Below are 20,188 nucleotides of genomic sequence, written 5' to 3'. Positions count from 1 at the left end.
GTACCAGCCACTGTAGGCCGAGCCCGCGCATCGCGCATCGCGGCGCGAAGTCCGCCGGAGCTCCGCGGGCGGCAGCGGCCGGATCCGGCCACCGCGGCGTTCGGGGAGCGGGGGTTCGGGGGCGGCGGCCCCGGCAGCGGCGGCGCGGCTCAGCGGGAGGCGGTGACGCCCGTCAGGGCCGTGACCACCGGGTCCAGCGCCTGGTTGATCTCGTCGCCGATCGAGCGGAAGAAGGTGATCGGCGCCCCGTACGGGTCGTACACCTCGTCCGCGTCCGGGGACGGCGCCAGCAGCCACCCGCGCAGCGCGGCGGCGGCCCGTACCAGCGCCCGCGCCCGCTCCACCATGCCCTCGTCCAGCGGCGGCAGCGTCGCCGGGTCTATCGCCCGGACCAGCCGGGTGAACTCCTTCAGCGTGAAGGTCCGCAGTCCCGCCGAGTGCCCCATCGAGATGACCTGCGCACGGTGGTCGCGCGTGGCGGTCAGCACCAGGTCCGCCCGGATGACGTGCTCGTCCAGCAGCTCCCGCCCGGTGAACCCCGACGCGTCCGCCCCGAAGTCCGCCAGCACGGCGGCCGCGTTGGCCTCCATGGGCGCGCCCTCGTGGCCCCAGGTGCCCGCGCTCTCCACGATCAGGTCACCCGTGACGGGCGCGCCGAGCCGGTGCGACAGCGCATGCCGCGTCAACCGCTCGGTGATGGGCGAGCGGCACACGTTGCCGGTGCTGACGTGGAGTATGCGGAAGGTGTCGGTTCCCCCGGCTATGCCACGCCCCTCAGGGCTCACGGGGCCACCTCGAGGTCGGGTACGACCTCCCGCAGCTGCTCGGCGGTCAGCGCGCCCTCGCGCAGCAGGACGGGAACCTTCCCGGTGACGTCGACGATCGACGACGGCTGGATGCCCGGGGTCGGCCCGCCGTCCAGGTACACGGACACGGAGTCGCCCAGCATCTCGCGCGCGGCGTCGCAGTCCTCCGGCGCCGGGTGCCCGGTCAGGTTCGCCGAGGACACCGCCATCGGGCCGACCTCGGTCAGCAGCTCGATCGCGACGGGGTGCAGGGGCATGCGTACGGCCACGGTCCCGCCGGTCTCCCCCAGGTCCCACGCCAGCGAGGGCTGGTGCTTGGCGACGAGCGTCAGCGCACCCGGCCAGAAGGCGTCGACGAGCTCCCACGCCTGCTCGGAGAAGTCCGTGACCAGGCCGTGCAGGGTGTTCGGGGAGCCGATGAGCACGGGGGTGGGCATGTTGCGGCCGCGCCCCTTGGCGGCGAGCAGGTCGCCGACGGCCTCCGCGCTGAAGGCGTCCGCGCCGATCCCGTACAGGGTGTCGGTGGGCAGCACGACGAGCTCGCCGCGGCGCACGGCGGACGCGGCTTCGCGCAGGCCCGTCTTGCGGTCCGTCGCGTCGTTGCAGTCGTATCGCCGGGCCATCAGCGGGCCTCCTCGTGCAGCAGGGGGGTGGCGGGAATCCTCGCGCGGGCTGCGCCGGTCAAAGCAGCGCCGGTCACGGCATGGCCTTGCGGGCGGTCGCGAAGCGCGGGCGGTTGTTGAGGTCGGGGTGGTCGGCGGCGTCGGCCCAGCCCCGCTCCTCGGCGAAGATCCACGGGACCTGGCCGCCCTGGGTGTCGGCGTGCTCGATGACGACGATGCCGCCGGGCCGCAGCAGGCGGTGGGCCGTGCGCTCGATCCCGCGGATGGTGTCGAGGCCGTCCTCGCCGGAGAACAGCGCCATCTCGGGGTCGTGGTCCCGGGCCTCGGGGGCGACGTACTCCCACTCGGTGAGCGGGATGTACGGCGGGTTGGAGATGACCAGGTCGACCTGCCCGTCCAGCTCGGGCAGGGCGCTGAGCGCGTTGCCCTGGTGGACGTTGACCCGGGAGCCCTCGGCGTTCTTGCGGGTCCACCGCAGGGCGTCCTCGGACAGCTCGACGGCGTGCACGCGCGAGCGCGGGACCTCCTGCGCCATGGCGAGCGCGATGGCGCCCGACCCGGTGCACAGGTCCACGATCAGCGGTTCGACGACGTCCATCGCCCGGACGGCCTGTATGGCCCAGTCCACGACCGACTCGGTCTCGGGCCGGGGCACGAAGACCCCGGGCCCGACCTGGAGCTCCAGATAGCGGAAGAAGGCGCGGCCGGTGATGTGCTGGAGCGGCTCGCGCGCCTCGCGGCGGGCGACGGCCTCCCAGTAGCGGGCGTCGAAGTCCGCGTCCTTGACGTGGTGCAGTTCCCCCCGCTTGACGCCGTGCACGTAGGCCGCGAGCTCCTCCGCGTCGAAGCGCGGTGAGGGCACGCCGGCGGCGGCCAGCCGCTGGGTGGCCTGGGCCACCTCGGCAAGCAGCAAGTTCACGCTGGTCCTCCGGGCTGCTGTCGTACGGGGGGTGGTGCGGGGGGTCCCGCGGGGTCGTGCGGGGATGCTGCGGAGGGACTCAGCGCGCGGACGCGAGCTTGGCGGCGGAGTCCGTGTCGACACAGGCCTGGATGACCGAATCGAGGTCCCCGTCGAGCACCTGGTCCAAGTTGTACGCCTTGAAGCCGGTCCGGTGGTCCGAGATCCGGTTTTCCGGGTAGTTGTACGTACGGATCTTCTCGGAGCGGTCCACGGAGCGCACCTGGCTGCGGCGCACGTCGGAGGCCTCCTGCTCGGCGGCTTCCTGCGCTGCGGCCAGCAGGCGCGAGCGCAGGATGCGCATCGCCTGCTCCTTGTTCTGGAGCTGGCTCTTCTCGTTCTGGCAGGAGGCGACCACGCCGGTCGGCAGGTGCGTGATGCGCACGGCCGAGTCGGTGGTGTTGACGGACTGGCCGCCGGGGCCCGAGGAGCGGTACACGTCGATGCGGAGGTCGTTCATGTTGACCTCGACCTCCACCTCCTCGGCTTCCGGGGTGACGAGCACGCCGGCGGCGGAGGTGTGGATGCGGCCCTGGGACTCGGTGGCCGGAACGCGCTGGACGCGGTGCACGCCGCCCTCGTACTTCAGGCGGGCCCAGACGCCCTGGCCGGGCTCGGTCGCGCCGTTGCCGCCCTTGGTGCGGACGGAGACCTGGACGTCCTTGTAGCCGCCGAGCTCGGACTCGGTGGCGTCGATGATCTCGGTCTTCCAGCCCACGCGCTCGGCGTAGCGCAGGTACATGCGCAGCAGGTCGCCGGCGAACAGGGCCGACTCGTCGCCGCCCGCGCCCGCCTTGACCTCGAGGAGCACGTCCTTGTCGTCGCTGGGGTCGCGCGGGACGAGCAGCAGGCGGAGCTTCTCGGTGAGCTCTTCGCGCTGGGCGCTCAGTTCCTTGACCTCCGCCACGAAGTCCGGGTCGACGGCCGCGTACTCCTTCGCCGTCTCGATGTCCTCGGCGGACTGCTTCCAGGCACGGAAGGTCGCGACGATCGGAGTCAGCTCCGCGTAGCGCTTGTTGAGCTTGCGCGCGTTGGCCTGATCCGAGTGGACCGAAGGGTCGGCGAGCTTCTTCTCAAGATCGGCGTGCTCGCCGATCAGTTCCTCGACCGCCTCGAACATCGGGGGCTCCTGATGGTGAAAGTGAAGAAAAGGGCTGCGGGACGCGAAAGGCGCCGGTCCGGCTGCCCCCGTAGCAACAGGGTGCAGCCGGGATCCGGCGCCGGAGGCTCGCTACTTCTGTGCAGCCTTGCCGAAGCGGGCCTCGAAGCGGGCCACACGGCCACCGGTGTCGAGGATCTTCTGCTTGCCCGTGTAGAACGGGTGGCACTCGGAGCAGACCTCGGCTCGGATGGAGCCCTCGGTCAGGGTGCTACGGGTGGTGAACGACGCGCCACAGGTGCAGCTGACCTGGGTCTCGACGTACTGGGGGTGAACATCGCGCTTCAAGGTGTCTCCTAGATTCGGGAGGGCGCCGGGTCGCAGGAGCCGAATTGCGCGCTGCGTGAACCGGGGCCGACAGACCAGTCTGCCAGGACCGGGCTGCCTGTCAAAATTCTGAGGACGCCTCCCTCAACGGAGGGGGGCCGCCGTCTATTCCTCGGCCCGCCGGAACCCGCCTGAGCAGGCGGTCTGCCGGTGCGTGGCCGGGGCCTACGGTGCGTGCGCGCGGGCACAGCACTAGTGCTGTGACCGGAAAGGTCCGCCGGGTCGCGGCGCCCGGCACGGCACCTCGCCGCGTTGTCGGACCACACCGGTACGTCCAGTACGAGGCGTGGTCCTCCGCCCGGGGGCCCCTCCCGGCGGTAGCTGGGGGAGATGCACCGCACCGGACACCGCGACCCGGCAAACCTTCCCGGTCACAGCACTAGCGGACGACGGAACCGGCCGTGCCCTTGTCGCCGGCCGAGTTCGCCGTGGCCTCGGCGGGGATGTCCCGGTCGGCCAGCAGGGCGTCCCAGACCATCTTGGACTCCGCGGTGAGCGGTACGACGCGGTTGGGGTCGCGGGTGTCCCCGGTCACCGGCAGGGTGATCATCTGCATGTTCTCCGGGCCGATGCCCTGGAGGCCCTGGGCGAAGCCCATGAGGGACTTCACGTCGCCCAGCGCCTTGTCGGTGGTGAGCGCCTTGGTGGCGGTGTCGGCGAGGTCGAGCAGCCGCTTCGGGTTGTCGAAGACGCCGATGCCCTTGACCTGCTTGATCAGGGCCTTGATGAAGGCCTGCTGGAGCTGTATTCGGCCGAGGTCGCCGCCGTCGCCCACGCCGTGGCGGGTGCGGACCAGGCCGAGGGCCTGCTCTCCGTCCAGCCTGTTGGTGCCGGCCGCCAGATCGAGGTGGCTGTACGGGTCCTTGATCGGCTTGGTGGTCGTCACCTCGACGCCGCCGAGGTTGTCGATGATCTTCTTGAAGCCGGTGAAGTCGACCTCGAGGTAGTGGTCCATGCGGATCCCCGACATCTTCTCCACGGTCGCGACCGTGCAGGCGGCCCCGCCGACGGTGAACGACTCGTTGAACATCTTCCGGATGCCGCCCGGGTCCGTCTTGCCGTCCGCCGCCTTGCAGGCGGGCCGGGTCACCAGGGTGTCGCGGGGTATCGATATGACGCCGGCCTTGGTGTGGCCCTCGTTGAGGTGGACGATCATCGCGGTGTCGGAGCGGGCGGAGCCGCCGTCGTCCTGGCCGTACTCGGCGTTGTCGCCGCCGCGGGAGTCGGATCCGAGGACGAGGATGTCCATCGAGCCGTTGTTCACGTTCTGCGGGCGGTCCTTGCCGAGCGCGGCGTCGATGTCGACGGTCTTCAGGTTGCCGTTGAGCTTGAAGTAGAAGTAGCCGAGCCCCGCCCCGCCGAGCAGGAGGACGCCCGCTGCCGCCCACGCGGCGATGACGACGGCCCTGCGGCGGGTGGCCGGCTTGCGTCGGCGCCGGCCCGCGGCGGCCCTGCGGCCCCGGCCCGTACTGTCTTGGCTCATGCTCTCCTCTGCCTGCCCGTCCTCGGTTCGGTGTCCCCGGTCCCTCTGACACAGACGGGCGGAAGTCCTCAAGGGTTCCACGGTCCATGGCGTACCGGAACCAATCCGAAGAATGGGACCTGCCGGGATGAACACCGCGCAAGTCCCGCCTTACCTGCGGTTTCCCCTGCGGGCGCGAGGCGGCGCGGGCGGCTGCGCCGGGTGCGGAGTGTGGCGCACACCACGACCGCCCCCGCCGCGAGTGCGGCGGGGGCGGTCGTGGTGTGCGAACGCGGCGTCAGGCAGGTGCCACGAGGCGACGTCAGTCGTCGTTCTTGCCCGACGGGGTCGTCTTCGCGATCTGCATGAGGAACTCGGCGTTCGACTTCGTCTGCTTCATCTTGTCGAGGAGCAGCTCGATGGCCTGCTGCGAGTCGAGCGCGTGCAGCACCCGGCGCAGCTTCCAGACGATGGCGAGCTCCTCGCTGTTGAGGAGGATCTCCTCCTTGCGGGTGCCCGAGGGGTCCACGTCCACGGCCGGGAAGATGCGCTTGTCGGCGAGCTTCCGGTCGAGCTTGAGCTCCATGTTGCCGGTGCCCTTGAACTCCTCGAAGATCACCTCGTCCATGCGCGAGCCGGTGTCGACCAGCGCGGTGGCCAGGATGGTCAGCGAGCCGCCGTCCTCGATGTTGCGCGCGGCACCGAAGAAGCGCTTCGGCGGGTAGAGCGCGGTCGAGTCGACACCACCGGACAGGATGCGGCCGGAGGCGGGGGCGGCGAGGTTGTACGCGCGTCCCAGGCGGGTGATGGAGTCCAGCAGGACGACCACGTCGTGGCCGAGCTCGACGAGACGCTTGGCGCGCTCGATGGCCAGCTCGGCGACGGTGGTGTGGTCCTCGGCCGGGCGGTCGAAGGTCGAGGAGATGACCTCGCCCTTCACCGACCGCTGCATGTCGGTGACCTCTTCCGGACGCTCGTCGACCAGGACGACCATCAGGTGGCACTCGGGGTTGTTGACCGTGATCGCGTTGGCGATCGCCTGCATGATCATGGTCTTACCGGTCTTCGGCGGAGCCACGATCAGACCGCGCTGGCCCTTACCGATCGGCGACACGAGGTCGATGATGCGGGTGGTCAGCACGCCCGGGTCGGTCTCCAGACGGAGCCGGTCCTGCGGGTAGAGCGGGGTCAGCTTCTGGAACTCCGGGCGACCGCGGCCGGATTCGGGCGCCATGCCGTTGACGGAGTCCAGACGCACGAGCGCGTTGAACTTCTCGCGGCGCTCGCCGTCCTTGGGCTGGCGGACCGCACCGGTGGTGTGGTCGCCCTTGCGCAGACCGGCCTTGCGGACCTGGGCGAGGGAGACGTACACGTCGTTCGGGCCGGGCAGGTAGCCCGAAGTCCGGATGAACGCGTAGTTGTCGAGGATGTCGAGGATGCCCGCGACGGGGATCAGGACGTCGTCGTCGGCGACCGGAGTCTCGACCGGGGCGAACTCGTCGCGCCCGCGACGGCCACGGCGGTCGCGGTAGCGGCCGCGACGGCCGCGACGGCCGTCCTCGTCGAAGTCGTCCTGCGGGCCGTTGTCCTGACGGTCCCGGTCCTGACGGCCGCCCTGCTGACCCTGGCCGCCCTGGCCCTGACCGCGGCCGCCCTGCTGGCGGTCCTGACGGTCGGTCCGGTCCTGGCGGCCGCCCTGCTGGCCCTGACCGCCCTGGCCCTGGCCGCCCTGGCCCTGACCGCCCTGGCTCTGACCGCCCTGGCTCTGACCCTGGGCGCCCTGGCCCTGGTCGTCGGCCTTGGCACCGCGGTCACGGCGGCCCTGGCGCTCGCCGCGCTCGCCGCGCTCGGCACGGTCGTTGCCGCGCTCACGGCGGTCGCGCCGGCCGCGGCCTTCGCCGTCCTGCGCCTGAGCGGCCTGGCCGGAGACGGCCGTGGCCGCTTCGGCCTTGGCCTCGGTCTGCGCGGCCGGGGCGGTCTCGGTCTTCTGCTCGACCTGCACGGCCGCGGGGGCCGAACCCTCGGGGCTGCCGGAGGGGGCGGTGGCACGGCGGCGGCGACGCTCGCCGACCGGGGCGTCCTCGCTGGCCGGCTGGCCCGGGATGTCGATCTGCGCCGGTGCGGCGGTCTTCTCGGCGGGCGCCGGGGCGGCGGTCTCGCCCGTACGGGCCTTGCTGGTGGCACGGCGCTTCGGCTTGGCCTCGGCGGTGTCGGCGGGCGCGGCAGCGGCGGCGGAGGCCGCGGCCTTGGGGGCACTGCTGCCCGCCTGCGCCTCCTTGATGACCTCGATCAGCTGGCCCTTGCGCATCCGCGCGGTGCCCCTGATGCCGAGGCCCGACGCGACCTGCTGCAGCTCGGCCAGGACCATGCCATCAAGGCCGGTGCCGGAGCGGCGACGCTTGGTCGCGGCGCCCGCGGCGGGGGCACTGGTGTCGACATTGGTGTCGGCAGCGCCCATCAGATCGGTGGTGTCGCTCACGAAGGGTCCTTCCCTGGAGCGGACGTCGGCCTGTCTGGCTCGGCGACCGGTTGTGCTGTCCGACGGCAGTCCGTGACTCGATGAGGCATGGGCCGCAGCCGGGGCGGTGGTCCGCCGGCAGAAATGCGGCGGAGAGAAACGTGCATGTACGTGGGTGGTTCCGGCGAGAAGCCCCCGAGCTGGAAGCGTGGGAATGTCACGCCGATTCCGGAGCGTTGCTCGAAACTGCTGGCAGTGGTCAAAGCAGTCGGGGAGGCTCCCGGAAGAAAGGTGGTCCCTGATAGGGACACTGAGCACCAAGCCATGGCGGCTTCGGATGCGCACTTGAGATTAACACTACCGGATCCAACAGACATTCCCCCTCTCCATCACCGGCGATCGAGCCCTTCCGTGCGGGCGGCCTGCCCCGGCCGCCCGCCCCTGGCCGGCATGTCCTACAGCACTCTTCAGCCGCCCTGGGTGCCCAGCGGAAGTACGCTCGCGCCCGCGGCGTCGAGTGCGAGGCGGTTGGCCGCCCACCCCTCGCCCGCGAGCCGCGCGACCTTGTCGGCCGCGCCGTTGTCGACCAGCGCGAGGACCGTGGGGCCCGCGCCGGAGATCACAGCGGGAATGCCGTCCGCCCGCAGCCGGGCCACGAGCGCCACGCTCTCGGGCATCGCCGGGGAACGGTACTCCTGGTGGAGGCGGTCCTCGGTGGCCGGCAGCAGGAACTCGGGACGCCTGGTCAGGGCCTCCACGAGCAGACCCGCGCGGCCCGCGTTGACGGCGGCGTCCACGTGCGGGACGGTGCGCGGCAGCAGGCCGCGCGCGGTCTCCGTCAGGACCGCCTTGGAGGGGACGAAGACCACCGGAACGATGGAATCGGCGGGCTCCATACGGATCGCCTTGGCGCTGCCGCCGTCCATCCACGCGAGGGTGAAGCCGCCGAGCAGACAGGCGGCGACGTTGTCGGGGTGGCCCTCGATCTCGGTGGCGAGCTCGAGGAGCGCCACGTCGTCGAGCTTGGCCTCTCCGCCTATGGTCACGGCGCGGGCGGCGACGATCCCCGCGCAGATGGCGGCGGAGGAGGAGCCGAGGCCGCGGCCGTGCGGGATGCGGTTGGCGCAGACGACCTCGAGGCCGCGCGGCTGGCCGCCCAGCAGGTCGAAGGCGGTGCGCATGGAACGTACGAGGAGGTGGCTCTCGTCCCGCGGGAGGGTCTCGGCACCTTCACCCGCGATGTCGATGTTCAGGCCGGAATCGGCCACGCGGACGACGACGTCGTCGTAGAGCCCCAGGGCCAGGCCGAAGGCGTCGAAGCCCGGGCCGAGGTTGGCACTGCTGGCGGGGACGCGCACCCGTACGGCGGCGGCGCGGAAAGCTGGACCGGCCATCGTCCGATGACACTCCTTGTGACTGTGCGAGACGAGATCTTCGCTGGCTCGCTGCGAATGTACTGGAGAACGTACGACACCCGAAGGCCCCGTGGGCAGCACCGCGGTCATATGCGCGGCGGCGGATGTAAGTACAGCGTATCGAAGGAAGGTTCTCATCCGACATAGGGCGCACAGCAGGCGCACGATGCGTGTCGTGGGCTCCCGTCGGTCACACCGGGTTCGCGCGGGGATTTTGGTGCTGTACGGCCCGAGTTGCCGGATTCCTCAGCCTTCGAAAGACTTCCGGAATCCGGCCACTCGACCACTGCGGATACTGCGGGTGTTACGGATACTGCGGGTGTTTCGGATACTTCGGATACTGCGGGCGTTTCGGTTGCTTCGGCCGCTTTCGCGCTTTCCGGTCAGACGAGACCGAGGCGCACGGCGGCGGCCTCGGCGTCCACCGGAATGGTGATCGGCTGCGGAGCGCCGGCGACCGCCCAGTCGGGGTCCTTCAGGCCGTTGCCGGTGACGGTGCAGACGATCTTCTGGCCGGGGTCGACCAGACCGAGCTCGGCGGCCTTGAGCAGGCCGGCCACGGAAGCGGCCGACGCCGGCTCGACGAAGACCCCCTCCTGGGCCGCCAACAGGCGGTAGGCGGCCAGGATCTGGCGGTCCGTCACCTCGTCGATGAAGCCGCCCGACTCGTCCCGGGCCTGCAGGGCGTAGTCCCACGAGGCCGGGTTGCCGATGCGGATCGCGGTGGCGATGGTGTGCGGCTCCTTGACGATCTCGCCGCGCACGATGGGCGCCGAACCCGAGGCCTGGAAACCCCACACGCGGGGCGTACGGGAGGCCAGGCCGTCGGCCTTGTACTCCTTGAAGCCCTTCCAGTACGCGGTGATGTTGCCGGCGTTGCCGACGGGCAGCACGTGGATGTCGGGGGCGTCGCCGAGCGCGTCAACGATCTCGAACGCGGCCGTCTTCTGGCCCTCGATGCGTACCGGGTTGACGGAATTGACCAGCGCCACCGGGTAGTTGTCGGACAGCGAGCGGGCCAGGTCCAGGCAGTCGTCGAAGTTCCCGTCGACCTGGAGGATCTTGGCGCCGTGCACGAGCGCCTGGCCCATCTTGCCCAGCGCGATCTTGCCGCGGGGCACGAGGACGGCGCAGACCATCCCGGCGCGCACCGCGTAGGCGGCGGCGGAGGCCGAGGTGTTGCCCGTGGAGGCGCAGATGACGGCCTTGGCGCCGTCCTCCTTGGCCTTGGTGATCGCCATGGTCATGCCGCGGTCCTTGAAGGACCCGGTGGGGTTGGCCCCCTCGACCTTGAGGTGTACCTCGCAGCCGGTGCGCTCGGAGAGCACCTGCGCGGGGACGAGGGGAGTGCCGCCCTCGCGGAGCGTGACCACCGGGGTCTTGTCCGTGACCGGCAGGCGGTCCCGGTACTCCTCGATGATGCCGCGCCACTGGTGGGTGCGATTGCTGCTCATGGGCCCTTACTCCCCTTCAACACGCATGATGCTGGCGACACCGCGGACGGTGTCCAGCTTCCGCAGCGCCTCGACGGTCCCGGAGAGGGCGGCGTCGGGTGCGCGGTGAGTGACGACGACGAGGGAGGCCTCGCCGTCCTTTCCCTGCTGTCGGACGGTGTCGATCGAGACACCGTGCTCCGCGAAGGTGGTCGCCACCTGGGCGAGGACGCCCGGCTTGTCCGCCACATCGAGGCTGATGTGGTAGCGGGTGACGACATCCCCCATGGGGCTGACCGGCAGCTGGGTGTACGCCGACTCGCCCGGCCCCTTTGCCTCGGCGAGCTTGTTGCGGCAGACGGCGACGAGGTCGCCCAGGACCGCCGACGCGGTCGGAGAACCGCCCGCGCCGGGCCCGTAGAACATGAGCCGCCCGGCGGCCTCCGCCTCGACGAAGACGGCGTTGTACGCCTCCCGGACGGAAGCCAGCGGGTGGGTCAGCGGGATCATCGCCGGGTGGACGCGCGCGGTGACGGACTCGCCGTCGGCGGCGCGCTCCAGGATGGCGAGGAGCTTGATGGTGCAGCCCATGCGCTTGGCGGACGCGAAGTCCGCGGCACTGACCTCGGTCATGCCCTCACGGTAGACGTCGTCGAGGCGCACCCGGGTGTGGAAGGCGATGCCGGCCAGGATCGCGGCCTTGGCGGCGGCGTCGTAGCCCTCGACATCGGCGGTGGGGTCGGCCTCGGCGTACCCGAGGGCGGTGGCCTCGTCGAGGGCCTCCTGGTACCCGGCGCCGGTGGAGTCCATCTTGTCGAGGATGAAGTTCGTCGTGCCGTTGACGATGCCCATCACCCGGTTGATCTTGTCGCCCGCGAGGGACTCGCGCATCGGGCGGACCAGCGGGATCGCGCCGGCGACGGCGGCCTCGTAGTACAGGTCCAGCCCGTGCCGCTCGGCGGCGGCGTGCAGCGCGGCGCCGTCCTGCGCGAGCAGCGCCTTGTTCGCCGAGACGACGGAGATGCCGTGCTCGAAGGCGGTGGTGATCAGGGTGCGGGCCGGCTCGATGCCGCCAATGACCTCGATGGCGATGTCGATGTCACCGCGTTTGAGCAGCGCCGTCGCATCGGTGGTGATGAGGGCCGGGTCGATGCCCTCGCGCACCTTGGAGGGACGGCGCACAGCCACGCCGGCGAGCTCGACGGGCGCGCCGATCCTGGCTGTCAGATCGTCGGCGTGCGTCGTCATGATGCGAGCCACCTCTGAGCCGACCACTCCACAGCCCAGCAGCGCCACCTTCAGCGGACGCGTACGCATCATTCGACCTACGCCTTTCGATCTTCACATCAGTACCTGGTGAGCGGTTTGCATCCCAGGTGTGAACCAGTCTCACTCAATGGACAACAGTTTCCACCCTCGGTCCATTGAGTGAGACACCTATTTGGAGGTCTGGGGGGCTTCCCCCAGAAGAATGCGGATCATCCGAGGTCGAGACGCAGGAGATCCTCCTCCGTCTCCCGACGGACGATGACACGGGCCGCGCCGTCGCGCACGGCGACGACGGGCGGACGGAGCGCGTGGTTGTAGTTGCTGGCCATCGAGCGGCAGTAGGCGCCGGTGGCCGGGACCGCGAGGAGGTCCCCGGGGGCGAGGTCGGCGGGCAGGAACGCGTCCTTGACGACGATGTCGCCGCTCTCGCAGTGCTTGCCGACGACGCGCACGAGCACGGGCTCGGCGTCGGACGTGCGCGAGACGAGGATGACGGAGTACTCCGCGTCGTAGAGGGCGGTGCGGATGTTGTCGGACATGCCCCCGTCGACGGAGACGTACGTCCGCAGTCCCTCGAGCGGCTTGATCGTCCCGACCTCGTAGAGGGTGAAGGCGGTCGGGCCGACGATGGCCCGTCCGGGCTCGACGGAGATCCGCGGGGCGCGCAGGCCGGACGCCTCGCACTCGCGGGCGACGATCTCGTGCAGGGCCTTGGCGATCTCGTGCGGCTCGCGGGGGTCGTCGCCGGAGGTGTAGGCGATGCCCAGTCCGCCGCCGAGGTCGATCTCGGGCAGTTCCACCCCGTGCTCGTCGCGCACGGCGGCCAGCAGCCGCACGACCCGCTTCGCGGAGACCTCGAAGCCCGCCATGTCGAAGATCTGCGAGCCGATGTGCGAGTGGACGCCGAGCAGCTCCAGGCTGTCGTGCCCGAGCGCGCGCCGTACGGCCTCGGCGGCGGACCCGTCGGCGACGGCGATCCCGAACTTCTGGTCCTCGTGCGCGGTGGCGATGAACTCGTGGGTGTGCGCCTCGACGCCGACCGTCACCCGGATCTGCACGGGCTGGCGCACGCCGTGCTCGCGGGCGATGTGCGCGACGCGGGCGATCTCCTGGAAGGAGTCCAGCACGATGCGGCCGACGCCGGCCTCGATGGCGCGGGTGATCTCGGCGGTGGACTTGTTGTTGCCGTGGAAGGCGATCCGGCCGGCGGGCATCCCGGCGGCCAGCGCGGTGGCGAGCTCCCCGCCGGAGCAGACGTCGAGGTTGAGCCCCTCCTCCTTCAGCCACTTCACGACGGCCTTGGAGAGGAACGCCTTGCCGGCGTAGAACACGTCGGCGTCCGGCCCGAAGGCGTGCGCCCAGGCACGGCAGCGGGCGCGGAAGTCCTCCTCGTCGAGGAAGTAGGCGGGCGTCCCGAACTCCTCGGCGAGCTTGGTGACTTCGATCCCGCCCACGGTCACGACTCCGTCGTCGTTCCGGCTGACCGTCCGCGCCCAGATCTTCTCGTCGAGGGCGTTGAGGTCGGCGGGCGGCGGGGAGTAGTGGCCCTCGGGCATGACATCGGCGTGGCGGGGCCCGGCGGGGTGGGCGGAACGGCTCATCGAAACTCTCTCTTCGCAATCATCCGGACGGTACGGACGGCATTCGTCCCCTACATCCGCATCACAGGTGGTCGGGCGCGTCTATCGCGTCTATGCCGAGCAGGGCCAGGCCGCCGGCCAGCACCGTCCCGGCGGCTTCGGCAAGGGCCAGCCGGGCGCGGTGGGCGGCCGAGGGTTTCTCGTCGCCCTTGGGCAGGACGCCGTACTGGAAGTCGAGCAGGGCGTCGGCGAGCACGACGAGCTGCCGGACGAGCCGCTCGGGCGCACGGTGGTGCGCGGCGGCCTCGAGCACGAGGGGGTGGTCGGCGAGGGCCCCGAGCAGGGCTTCGGCACCGTCGCCGGGCTCGCCGGGCAGCGCGTCGAACCCGAGCTGCCGGGCATTGCGGGTCAGCGCGCGGGCGCGGTCGCGGGCGTACCGTACGCGGAAGAACTCGCTGGACTCGTCCTGTACGAGGAGCGACGCGGGAAAGACGGGGGTCTCCTGCGCGGGAACGCAGAGCATCGCCCAGGCGGCGGCGCCGGCCCCGTAGACGGAGACGACATCCCCGTCCCGCTTGGCGACGGGTGCGACGGATCCGCCGGGGGTCGCCTCCCGCCCCTGGCTGAGCTCGATCCGCAGCACGGCGAGCCGCACGACGTCCGCACGGGAGCGACCGGCGGACGTGGGCATGGCCACGTCCAGCGCGGGGGGAGCACCGGGGGCGAACCCGTACCGCTCGCCGTCCGCGCGAACACTCCGCACGAACTCCCGGACGGGAGCAGCGGCGAGTAGGAAGTTCAGGAACCCGGCGCCGGTGATCTCGACGCGGTCGATCCCGGGCAGTCCCGCCAGCCGGGGGGCCAGCACCTCGGCCACTCCACGGGGCGCGACTCCACCGCTCTTGGCCACTCCGAAAGCAACGGGGGACGCGTAATCCCCCACTCCCCCGGGCCTGGTCCGCTCGACGACGACCCGCTCGGGCACGACCACCCCGTCGGGCAGCTCCCCGTCCTCGACGGCGCAGCGCAGGGCGCGCACGACGACACGGGAGAGGTCAGCGGGGGTCACGTGCTCAGCCTAGGCGAGAAGCCCCCAGGTCACGCGAACGGTTTCGCCATGTGAACAGCCCCGCGAACAGACCTGTGAACAGAGGGGTCAAGGATGCGCCCACCACGGACGCGGCCGATCAGCCCCTCCCCCTCCCGGCGGGAGCCCCTTTCCGCTCCCTCCGGTCCCGCCGCTCGATGAGCCGGCGCACGACGCGCACCAGCTCGGCGGGTTCGAAGGGCTTGGCGAGGAAGGCGTCCACGCCTGCGGCGATCCCGGCCTCGACCTCGTACTGCGTGCAGGCGCTCACGATCGCAACGGGCAGGTGCCGCGTCCGGGGATCGGCCCGCAACTGCGCGGCCGCCCCGAAACCGTCCAGACGGGGCATGACCACATCAAGAGTGATCACATCGGGCTGCACGTGGTGCACCACGTCCAGGCACTCGACACCATCGTTCGCGGTCACGACCTCGAAGCCCTCCAGCTCGAGATTGACCCTGATCAGCTGCCGGATGACCTTGTTGTCATCGACAACAAGCACCCGGCCCGAGGCGCCCGACACAACTCGAGAGTAGGTCGGCCCCGGCCCCCGCGTCCGGGTTTTTGCCACTTCCACCCCCTCGGGTTGCGTCTGGTGTGTTGGAGGCGGGTGATCAGGACGCGGGCGGGTTGGCGGGCTGTGCCGAGTTCGCGCTGGGCTGCGGCCTCCTTCAGGAGCTGATGGGGTTGGTGGCCTCGGGCCTCCGCGTCGGCGAGGAGGGCGGCGAGTGCGGGCCAGCTGGGGTCGGTGAGGATCCGGTCGGCTTGGTCGGGGACGGCGGCGCGTACGTCGTGGGCGAGGGCGCGGCGGGTTTCCTCCCTCGGCTGACGCTGTTCGAGTACGACGAGCGTGGGGGTTAGGGCTTGCTCGGCGGCTGCCTGCAGGTGGTGGAGGGCTTGGCGGGCGGCGTCGGCCTGGTGGGCGTGGCCCTTGGCCTCGTGCCAGCGGCCGGCGATGATCCCGGCCCATAGGAGGGCTGCGATGAGGGCGGCGAGGGCGCTGCCGTCGGGGCCGGTGGCGGTGTGGACGATGTCGCGGGCCGCGTAGCGGATGGCGTGGGCGGCGCGGTCTTCCGCCCGGATCTGAGAGCGTTGGGCGCGTGCGAACGCCCTTGAAGCAGCCTGGAGTTCGGTGCGGAGAGGGGTCGGGGCGTTCTGGGCGGTGGCTTCGAGGAGTTCACCGAGGGCGGTGATGTGTGCCTGGGCGTGGCGGTCGTCGGTGAGGTCGGTGCGGAAGGTGTCGAGGGCTTCGGTGGCCTGGTGCCAGGCGGTGGTGGGCTGGTCGCGGCGGGCGGTGGGGTGTTCTTCCGGCTGGCCGGCTTCGAGGCGGTCACGGAGTTTGGGGAGGGTGAGGTCGGGGGCGATCTTCCCGCCGGGGTGGAAGACCTGTTCGCCGTCCTTGTTGAGGTCGCCGGGACGCCCGGTGGCGTAGCCGAGGAGGTCTCCGGAGGGGCCGCGCCGGGCCTTGACCGCGATGCCGTCGGCTTCGAGGTAGGCGAGGAGCTCCTCGGCCGTGCGGGCGTGGGGGATGGCGGCGCGGATACGGGCCTGGAGCCATTCGCGGCTCGTCTGCTCCCAGCCGAGGCGCTGGGCCTTGTGCATCTCGGCCTGGGTGGGGGCGCGGGTGCCGGTGCGGTCGCCCTTCTTCAGGCGGCGCAGGCCGTAGTCCTCCTCGATCTGCCGGCAGGCGTCGCCGACGCGAATGCCGCTGTCGTGAAGCTTGGGGCGGCGGCCGTCCTCGCGGACGGTGGTGGTGAGGATGTGGATGTGGTCGTCGGCGTGGCGTACGGCAATCCAGCGGCAGGCCAGGTCGTCGCCTTCGGGGGCGATGCCGGCCGCGGCGACGATGCGCTGGGCGATCTCGCCCCACTCGGCGTCGGAGAGGTGGCGGTCTTCGGGGGCTGCGCGGACGGGGCAGTGCCAGACGTGGTCGGTGATCTTCTTGCCGAACTCGCTGTTGCGGAGCCGGACGGGTTCGTCGAGGTAGCGGGCGAGCTGGGTGAGGGTGGCTTTCTCGTCGCGGCCGGGGTCGGGCATGGCGAGCATGGCGAAGCCGGCCACGATGTGCGGGTCGGTGTGCTCGTCGTGCCGGCCGGGGCCATAGAGGTAGGCGAGCAGTCCGCGGGTGTTGGCGCCGGAGGGCTTGATGGCCGCGATCACGACTGTCGGACCTCCTGCGGGTTGGCGGGCTCCCGCAAGGTTTCGGCGATCACCGTGAGCAGGTCGTGGAGCTCGTCGAGACGCTGGCGTATGTCGGGCGGGGTGAGATCGCTGTTCAGGGCGCGGGCGATCTGGTTGATGTTGACGCCGATGCGGTTGCACTGGCGCAGGACCTGGGCACGGAAGACGTGCGTGCGGCGCCGGTCCTCGGATAGGGGCAGGTTGGCGGTGAACCGGCCGTTGATGAAGGCCAGGACGATGTCGGCGGCGAAGCCGGATTCGCCTTTGTAGCCGTGCTCGGCGGCGGCCTCCTGGAGGCGGGGGCGTTCGTTGTCGGTGAAGCGCAGGGGGCCGACGCGGTCGCCGCGCTTGTTGCCGGTGAAGCGGCGGATCGTGGGCTGGACGCTCTTCACCGTCGGCTCGCCAGCGGTGGGCTCGGCGCTGCGTTCGGCGTGGAGGATCTCGCGCTGGACGGCGTGGAGCGTGTCCTGGTCGGGTCCGCCCTCGGACCCGACTTCACGGTCCGGCGCCCCCTGGCGCTGGGCCGTCTCCGCCACCCCCGGGGCGGAGATCCCCGAAGACCGGCCTTGAGTCGGACTCGGGGTACTACTGGCTCCGCCAGGGGCCGTCATTCCGAACGCGCGCCGCCAATGGTCCATCAGCGTAGATGACTTCGAAGGCGGTGAGGGTGTGTCGTCGTTGTGCTGCGGGGCCGGTGTCATGGGTCGTTCTCCTGCGGGGTGAGGTGAGTGGGGTGGTCGCCTCGCGGTCTCGGGGCAGGCGCGTACCGGGGCGTGGCGTGAGCGGCTGGCTGGTCCCCCGGGCGAGGCGTGCGGGGCCCGGTCCCCGCAGCCCTTCGGGGACCGGGCCGCCGCGGACCACCGGGACCAGGGGAATCGGGGACCGTCCCGAACTGGGACCGGAAGGAAATGGGGGACCGCGGGAGAAGGCTCGGGGACCGGACCGGGGACCGTCCCCGTGGACGCGGTGGGGGACCGGTCCCCTCCGGTCCCGGAATCCGATGACCTCACGGTCCCCGATCGGACATGGGACGGTCCCCAGATGGTGGGGACCATCCCGACGGTCCCCACCATCTGGGGATGTCGGGCGGGCAATTGGGTCCGAGTCACCCATAGGCCATCTGACCTGCGGAAAGCGTTCCGGGACGGTCCCAATGTGGGGACGGTCCCCACCCCGATATGGGGACCGTCCCCATGTCCTTCGCCGTTCGGGGATGGTCCCCGTCGCCGGGCGGTCCGGGACCGTCCCCGATCGTCTGGGGACGGTCCCCTCGGCGGGACCGAGGTGTGGATTTGGGGACGGTCCCGCTCCGGTGGGACCGAAACGTCGCGATAGGACGGTCCCCAAGGGTCACCGGGACCGTGGCGGATGGGGGACCGTAGTCGTCAGGCGGCCGGCGGGGGTGTGCGGCGGCGGTCAGGGCCGGTCAGGATGACGCGGGTGGTCATCTCGGCGAGGCGGGAGGCGACGCGGTCCCCGACCGCGCTGCGCAGCTCCGCGGTGGGGAGGTTGGTGGTGATCAGCGTCGGAAGCATCTCGGTGTAGCGGCGGTTGATCAGCCGGTACGTCAGCTCCTCGGTCCACTCGGACTGCTTGGCCGCGCCGAGGTCGTCCAGGATCAGCAGCGGGCATCGGCCGAGTTCCTGGATCTCCCGCTCGGGGTCGTGGTTGGGGCGCGGGCGGAACTGGGCGTGCAGGTCGGCGGAGGTCACCGCCTGCCAGCGGAGCCGGACGCCTGCGCCGAGGAGCGAGCGGACGGCTCCGTAGGCCTGGTGGGTCTTGCCGCTGCCGGTGGGGCCGGCGATCAGCAGAGAAGGCCCGTACGAGATGCCCCGTGTGCCGCCGGGGCCCACACTGCCCATGCCTGCGACCCTCTCGGCCCAGGCGCGCACGGCGGGGTCCGTGGCGGTGGCCTCCCGGTAGCGGGGAGGGATCCGCCGGTCGGCCAGCTCCAGCGCAGTCACCGGATCCGCTACGGGCTGGGCGGGGGCCGCGTCGGGATCGATGCCCTTTGCGGCGAGGATCGCGTTCAGGCGGGCCGCCAGGAGCCCGGCACGCTGGGGTTCACGGGTCGCTGTCGTCACAGGGCACCTCCGTAGGCGGCTTCGGCGTCGGCGGGGTTGGCGTAAGGCCGGTGGGCCTGGTGGCCATTGGGACGCCGCTGTGGCGGGTTCATCGCCTCGTTGACCAGGCTGGGCAGCACACTCGGGTGCAGGGCCTTCTCCCGAAGCCGGACCAGCCCGGCGCGGATGTGGGCGGGGTCGATGGGCTCGGCGAGGAGCTTGCCGACGGCCTTGCCGAGTTGGCCCAGTACGGCGGCGGGCGGCCGGTTGGTGCACGCGGCGGCGTACTCGGCGACGAGTTGGGCGGGGGAGACAGTGTCGGGTGGTGGGGCGCTCGCGCCCCCCAACGGAGTTGATCCTAGATCCACGTTCCTAGGTCCTAGATCCGGACCATGAGGACTCACGGCAGCCTCCAGGAGTCCTCCCAGCATGCTCCGGGAGGGGTCACTGAACCCGGTCTGACCTGCGGATACGTGACTCGGTGAGGGCTCGCGCCGTTGCGGCGAGGGCTCGGCGAGGGGTGCGTGAGCCCGCACGGCCTCCTCACGGAGCCCTCCGTGTGGCGGCAGTGAAACCGCCGGGGCCTGGCCGCCGTCGTGGTGCGGGCACGCCGGGTGGCGGACACCGCTGGGCCGGTTCACCTTCTGGTGCTTGGAGAAGGTGACGATGTGCAGGTACCGCTTGCCATCGGGGCCCTCGTACCGGCAGACGAGCCCTGCCATGTCGAGCTGGTTGAGGTCGTCCTCGACCTCCAGTGCGCCGTGCTCGGGCCGCAGGGACCACAAGGCGCCGGCGATGACGGCGGCCTGGTCGCGGAAGTGCCCGTGGTCGTCGGCCTGGGTGAGCAGGCCGAAGAAGGTCCGCTCGGCGGCGATGCTGACCGCGGCGAGCGACTCCGAGATGAACGCCTCCGGCTTGATGGTGCGGATGCGCGCCATGCCTATCGCCCCGCCTTCGCGCTGTAGGTGGGCGAGGTCCTGCGGACTGGCAGGGGGGCGCGGACGGCCACTTGGGCCGTGCGGTGGGGCACAGATGTTCCTCTCGATCGTCCAGCAGGGAGCAGCAGTTCGGTGGGGGCTTGGAGGTCCGCAGTGCATTTGCATCGGGCCATCAATTCCCGAACCGGGCCGTGACCAACATAGCCACACCAGATTCGGGCAAGTCCAGCGATTCCGGTTACGAAGCAGCACCAGTTGAAATGGTGCACGGGGAATGTCATAACGGTAGGGCCGGATCCCCGGTTGACCAAAAAGCCGGTGTCGAATACGGAGCGGGAAAGATCGCACCGCGAAGGCCTTGACCTCTGGCTCTAGCGCCGTCTATGTTTCCGCCGCTTCCCACGTCAGGCGCATGGCAGCCCATCCAGC

17 protein-coding genes are annotated in these 20,188 nt (G+C 71.1%); all 17 read right to left on the bottom strand.

The window, feature by feature from the left end; genetic code table 11:
- Positions 1 to 149 precede the first annotated feature (149 nt).
- The gene (locus DRB96_RS11845) at positions 150 to 785 is read right to left on the bottom strand and encodes a protein-tyrosine-phosphatase (RefSeq protein ID WP_112448422.1); all 636 of its coding nucleotides are present in this window, start codon (positions 783 to 785) and stop codon (positions 150 to 152) included.
- Positions 782 to 1,429, bottom strand: a complete 648-nt coding sequence (locus DRB96_RS11840; protein ID WP_112448421.1) for an L-threonylcarbamoyladenylate synthase — start codon at positions 1,427 to 1,429, stop codon at positions 782 to 784. Before DRB96_RS11840 ends, DRB96_RS11845 begins: the two co-directional genes overlap by 4 nt.
- Before the next feature lie 73 nt (positions 1,430 to 1,502).
- Positions 1,503 to 2,348: a peptide chain release factor N(5)-glutamine methyltransferase gene (gene prmC / locus DRB96_RS11835; RefSeq protein ID WP_112448420.1), complete on the bottom strand. Its 846-nt coding sequence runs from the start codon at positions 2,346 to 2,348 to the stop codon at positions 1,503 to 1,505.
- Positions 2,349 to 2,427: 79 nt separating this feature from the next.
- Positions 2,428 to 3,507 carry a peptide chain release factor 1 gene (gene prfA / locus DRB96_RS11830; RefSeq protein WP_112448419.1) on the bottom strand — a complete coding sequence of 360 codons (1,080 nt, stop codon included), beginning with the start codon at positions 3,505 to 3,507 and terminating at the stop codon, positions 2,428 to 2,430.
- Positions 3,508 to 3,618: 111 nt separating this feature from the next.
- Positions 3,619 to 3,834 (bottom strand): 50S ribosomal protein L31, encoded by a 216-nt coding sequence (gene rpmE / locus DRB96_RS11825; protein WP_112448418.1) that lies wholly within the window; start codon positions 3,832 to 3,834, stop codon positions 3,619 to 3,621.
- 418 nt (positions 3,835 to 4,252) lie between these two features.
- Complete coding sequence (locus tag DRB96_RS11820) at positions 4,253 to 5,356, bottom strand: LCP family protein (RefSeq protein WP_112448417.1); 1,104 nt, start codon at positions 5,354 to 5,356, stop codon at positions 4,253 to 4,255.
- Between the two features lie 301 nt (positions 5,357 to 5,657).
- Positions 5,658 to 7,814 carry a transcription termination factor Rho gene (gene rho, locus DRB96_RS11815; protein ID WP_112448416.1) on the bottom strand — a complete coding sequence of 719 codons (2,157 nt, stop codon included), beginning with the start codon at positions 7,812 to 7,814 and terminating at the stop codon, positions 5,658 to 5,660.
- Positions 7,815 to 8,260: 446 nt separating this feature from the next.
- Positions 8,261 to 9,187 carry a homoserine kinase gene (thrB, locus tag DRB96_RS11810; protein ID WP_112448415.1) on the bottom strand — a complete coding sequence of 309 codons (927 nt, stop codon included), beginning with the start codon at positions 9,185 to 9,187 and terminating at the stop codon, positions 8,261 to 8,263.
- A 404-nt stretch (positions 9,188 to 9,591) separates the two neighbouring features.
- On the bottom strand, positions 9,592 to 10,662 hold the full coding sequence (gene thrC / locus DRB96_RS11800; RefSeq protein WP_112448413.1) for a threonine synthase: 1,071 nt from the start codon (positions 10,660 to 10,662) through the stop codon (positions 9,592 to 9,594).
- 6 nt (positions 10,663 to 10,668) lie between these two features.
- Positions 10,669 to 11,958, bottom strand: a complete 1,290-nt coding sequence (locus DRB96_RS11795) for a homoserine dehydrogenase (RefSeq protein ID WP_112453353.1) — start codon at positions 11,956 to 11,958, stop codon at positions 10,669 to 10,671.
- Between the two features lie 161 nt (positions 11,959 to 12,119).
- Positions 12,120 to 13,511, bottom strand: coding sequence for a diaminopimelate decarboxylase (gene lysA / locus DRB96_RS11790; protein WP_112448412.1), 1,392 nt, complete (start codon positions 13,509 to 13,511; stop codon positions 12,120 to 12,122).
- 61 nt (positions 13,512 to 13,572) lie between these two features.
- Complete coding sequence (nrtL, locus tag DRB96_RS11785) at positions 13,573 to 14,559, bottom strand: ArgS-related anticodon-binding protein NrtL (protein WP_112448411.1); 987 nt, start codon at positions 14,557 to 14,559, stop codon at positions 13,573 to 13,575.
- A gap of 118 nt (positions 14,560 to 14,677) precedes the next feature.
- Complete coding sequence (locus DRB96_RS11780; RefSeq protein WP_112448410.1) at positions 14,678 to 15,148, bottom strand: response regulator; 471 nt, start codon at positions 15,146 to 15,148, stop codon at positions 14,678 to 14,680.
- Positions 15,040 to 16,737: a relaxase/mobilization nuclease domain-containing protein gene (locus DRB96_RS11775; RefSeq protein WP_239517721.1), complete on the bottom strand. Its 1,698-nt coding sequence runs from the start codon at positions 16,735 to 16,737 to the stop codon at positions 15,040 to 15,042. Before DRB96_RS11775 ends, DRB96_RS11780 begins: the two co-directional genes overlap by 109 nt.
- Positions 16,734 to 17,294: a plasmid mobilization relaxosome protein MobC gene (gene mobC, locus DRB96_RS11770; RefSeq protein WP_112448409.1), complete on the bottom strand. Its 561-nt coding sequence runs from the start codon at positions 17,292 to 17,294 to the stop codon at positions 16,734 to 16,736. The genes DRB96_RS11775 and mobC overlap by 4 nt, the downstream gene beginning before the upstream one ends.
- 849 nt (positions 17,295 to 18,143) lie before the next feature.
- Positions 18,144 to 18,842: an ATP-binding protein gene (locus tag DRB96_RS11765; RefSeq protein WP_112448408.1), complete on the bottom strand. Its 699-nt coding sequence runs from the start codon at positions 18,840 to 18,842 to the stop codon at positions 18,144 to 18,146.
- Positions 18,839 to 19,759, bottom strand: a complete 921-nt coding sequence (locus tag DRB96_RS11760) for a hypothetical protein (protein ID WP_112448407.1) — start codon at positions 19,757 to 19,759, stop codon at positions 18,839 to 18,841. The genes DRB96_RS11765 and DRB96_RS11760 overlap by 4 nt, the downstream gene beginning before the upstream one ends.
- Positions 19,760 to 20,188 lie beyond the last annotated feature (429 nt).

It is taken from the genome of Streptomyces sp. ICC1, from assembly GCF_003287935.1.
In the GTDB taxonomy this organism is placed as follows: Bacteria; Actinomycetota; Actinomycetes; order Streptomycetales; family Streptomycetaceae; genus Streptomyces; species Streptomyces tritrimontium.
Note: the sequence above shows the minus strand (reverse complement) of the source record. Positions and strands in the feature narration are given on the sequence as shown.

Coding starts and splice junctions, on each gene's coding strand:
- DRB96_RS11840 (WP_112448421.1), bottom strand. CDS start 1,429: ATGGCCCGGCGATACGACTGCAACGACGCGACGGACCGCAAGACGGGC.
- prfA (WP_112448419.1), bottom strand. CDS start 3,507: ATGTTCGAGGCGGTCGAGGAACTGATCGGCGAGCACGCCGATCTTGAG.
- DRB96_RS11820 (WP_112448417.1), bottom strand. CDS start 5,356: ATGAGCCAAGACAGTACGGGCCGGGGCCGCAGGGCCGCCGCGGGCCGG.
- thrB (WP_112448415.1), bottom strand. CDS start 9,187: ATGGCCGGTCCAGCTTTCCGCGCCGCCGCCGTACGGGTGCGCGTCCCC.
- thrC (WP_112448413.1), bottom strand. CDS start 10,662: ATGAGCAGCAATCGCACCCACCAGTGGCGCGGCATCATCGAGGAGTAC.
- DRB96_RS11795 (WP_112453353.1), bottom strand. CDS start 11,958: ATGCGTACGCGTCCGCTGAAGGTGGCGCTGCTGGGCTGTGGAGTGGTC.
- lysA (WP_112448412.1), bottom strand. CDS start 13,511: ATGAGCCGTTCCGCCCACCCCGCCGGGCCCCGCCACGCCGATGTCATG.
- DRB96_RS11760 (WP_112448407.1), bottom strand. CDS start 19,759: ATGGCGCGCATCCGCACCATCAAGCCGGAGGCGTTCATCTCGGAGTCG.